At 61.3% G+C, this 2,996-nt stretch carries 4 protein-coding genes; all 4 read right to left on the bottom strand.

Going from position 1 to position 2,996, the window contains the following annotated elements; translation table 11 throughout:
- A partial coding sequence (locus EN750_RS26650) for an ATP-binding cassette domain-containing protein (protein ID WP_145967933.1) occupies positions 1-482 on the bottom strand: 482 nt, incomplete at its 3' end.
- The gene (locus tag EN750_RS26645; RefSeq protein WP_127398397.1) at positions 479-1,123 is read right to left on the bottom strand and encodes a DUF2291 family protein; all 645 of its coding nucleotides are present in this window, start codon (positions 1,121-1,123) and stop codon (positions 479-481) included. The genes EN750_RS26645 and EN750_RS26650, both read right to left, overlap by 4 nt.
- 95 nt (positions 1,124-1,218) lie before the next feature.
- Positions 1,219-2,160 (bottom strand): D-ribose ABC transporter substrate-binding protein, encoded by a 942-nt coding sequence (locus tag EN750_RS26640; protein ID WP_127269049.1) that lies wholly within the window; start codon positions 2,158-2,160, stop codon positions 1,219-1,221.
- Between the two features lie 328 nt (positions 2,161-2,488).
- Positions 2,489-2,996, bottom strand: a 508-nt coding sequence (locus EN750_RS26635) for a phosphogluconate dehydrogenase C-terminal domain-containing protein (protein WP_281062327.1), incomplete at its 5' end; no start/stop codon positions are given.

The following is a 2,996-nucleotide window of genomic DNA, read 5'->3' as shown; positions in this document are numbered from 1 at the left end:
GCCTTGGCGATCTCGACCAGCTGCTGCTGACCGATGCGCAGATCCTCAACCAGCATGTCTGGCCGTATGCCGGCTTGCAGGCGTTCCAGAAATTCCGCAGCGCGGTTTTCCTGTTGCTCGCGGTCGATCTTGCCGAAGCGGTTGGTGATCTCCCGGGTGGCGAAAATATTCTCGGCGACGCTCATATTGCCGAACAGGTTCATCTCCTGGAACACCATGCCGATGCCGCGGTTCACCGCGTCCGCGGACGAGGAGAAGGAAACCTCTTTACCTTCCAGCAGGATGCGGCCGGCGGTCGGCCGTTCGACACCGGCGATGATCTTCATCAGCGTCGACTTGCCGGCGCCGTTTTCACCGACCAGCACGTTGACCGCGCCCTTGCGCACCTCGAAATTGGCGCGCTTGACCGCAACGGTGCCGGAATAGACCTTGGAGACGTCCTCGAGCTTCAGGATGATTTCGCGCTCAGTTGTCGCGCTCATGGCTTCGGCCCGATCTCTGCCTCCGCCGGCGTCACCAGCGGCAGGTCCTGGCCGCTCCCCAGCGTATAGGCGCCGAGCACCTTGGCGCTGCGGCCTTGCAGCGCATCGCGTGGCAGCTTGGAGAGCACCGTCTTGTCGGCATAAGCGTTGAACGCCTTGCCGAACTGGGCGAAGTCGATCTGGTTGGTGAAGTCGTTGAACTGGATGAAGTCCAGGCTGTCGCGCAGCGCGGTACCGCGCACCGCCGGTCCGATCTGCACTCGTGCATCGGCTTTGCCGTCGCCGTCGACATCGACGTCGACGGTTGCTGCCCGCGACTGCGTGTTGGCCGCGACGATCTTGCCTTCCAGGCGAACCGCGAAAGTCCAAGGCGAATTCGCCTGCTTGTTCGGATTGCCGTATTTGGCGCCGGCAGCCGATGGATCGGTTGTCGCCAGGGTGTGAACCTGCGCAAACGGTCCGGCTTTCTGCTGGAGATAGGGCACGACCTTTGCCGCCCATGTCTCTTCGACCATCTTGTCTGGATTGAAGGCGGGAGCGTTGTCTCCGGCTTCCGATTTCGTAGGCAGGATCTTGCAGGCGGTCAGGCTGATGCCGACCATTACGGTAAGGGTCGGCCAGTTCGGCTTGGTGTTCAGCATGGCGGCCTGTCGTTCAGCATCGTGGGCGGCCCACGGAAAATGGCGGCGAGGGGCGAAAACCGATGTTCGCCCCTCGCTATTGAAATCACGCTGGCTCAGTTCGTCAGCGCGAAGGTCTCCAGCTTGGCGGCATTGTCGCCATTGATCAGAACGCAGTCCATCAACTGCTTTTCCTTGGCCGGCGACTTCTTGTTCTTGATGAAGTCGTTGGCCTGCTCGACCGCCATCTGCGCCTGCGCGAAGGCCGGCTGCAGCACGGTTGCCTTGATACCGCCCGACGCGATGGAGTCCCGTACGTCGTTCGATCCGTCGAAGCCGACGACGATGACGTCCTTGCGGTTCGCCGCGGCAAGTGCCGCATAGGCGCCCATCGCCATCGTATCGTTGCCGGAGATCACGCCCTTGATGTCGGGGTTGGCCTGCAGGATCGATTCCATCTTGGAATAGGCTTCCGTCTGGCTCCAGTTGGCCGACTGCTGGGCAACCATCTTCAGGTCCGGATAGTCATCGATGACGTCGTGATAACCCTTGGAACGAATGCCGGCATTGGTGTCGGATTCCTTGCCGACCAGTTCGACGAAATTGCCCTTCTCGCCCATCAGCTTGACGAATTCCTGCGCGCCGAGCTGGGCGCCCTGGTAGTTGTTGGAGACGATCTGCGCCACGGCCACGCCGGTGGCGTTGATCTCGCGGTCGATCAGGAAGGACGGAATGCCCGCATCCTTGGCCTTCTGCACGGCGGCGACGGTGGCGTCCGCGCCGGCATTGTCGAGGATGATCGCCTTGGCACCGCGGCCGATCGCGGTGTCGATCAGCTCGGACTGCTTGTTGGCGTCGTCGTCATGGACCAGCACCAGCGCCTCATAGCCGAGTTCCTTGGCCTTGGCTTCCGCGCCGACGGCTTCCGCCTTGAAGAACGGATTGTCGTGTGAGGGCGTGATAATGGCGATGAGATCCGCCGCATAGGCGGGCACTGCCGTGCCAAGCGCCAGCATGCCGGCGAAAGCCGCAAGCGTCATTCTGCGTGTGAGTTTCATGAAGTCCTCCCGTTTGAAAAATTGCCTTGATCGGCCAATGGCTTTGTCTGCATCCGAATTCGTCAGGCAGCCCGGGCCGCGGATCGCTTGGGTCGAAAACCGTTGCCGGCTTACCCAGGACGGATCGTTGCTCCCCAGCCATCCTCCACTTGCCCAGGCATCGTGCTCCCTGCGAAACCTTGTCGATCCGAGCCATGAACAGCTAAGCCAACTGGTATGATGAGTCAACCACAAATTCAGGTGACATGTACCTGATGAGCTACCAAAACCGAGGATCGGCAATGGCATGCCGGGCCTTCGAGGTGCTGCGTCAAGCACCTGTCTTCTCTCAGGTTATCCGCTGAATGCTGGCGGCGATCTCTTCCGGTTCGAACACGCGCTTCCAGTCGTCACGCATCAGCACCGGCTTGCCGAACTCGATCGCCTTGTTGCAGGCGTCCGAGAAAACGCCCTTGGTCTCGCCGAAAATGACGGCGCCGAGCACGTTCATATGGCCGAGCAGGAAGTCGAGTGCCGCCTGCTGGTCGACGCCGCGCGCCACGACCTCGTCGACGGCTTCTTTCATGACCACCAGCAACGAGGCGCACACCGTCTCCGAAAGGCCAGGCTCGAGCAGCGCCATCTGTTCGACGCTGACGCGGTGCGAACGCATCACCGGCGCCCAGATGATCTTCGCGATCGCCTCGCCCTTGGCGTAGTCTTCTTCCGGCCCCTGCATCAGGGCGCTGACCATATGCTGCTTGGCCTTCACGCCGCCGAAATAATCCTTCTTGGCTGCCATGTCGGTCTCGTCATTGAAGATCGGCGGATGGCAGGGGTGAGTGACGAAATAGGTG

The organism is Mesorhizobium sp. M7A.F.Ca.ET.027.03.2.1 (assembly GCF_003999175.1).
GTDB lineage: Bacteria > Pseudomonadota > Alphaproteobacteria > Rhizobiales > Rhizobiaceae > Mesorhizobium.
This window is presented reverse-complemented; position numbering and strand designations above follow the sequence as displayed.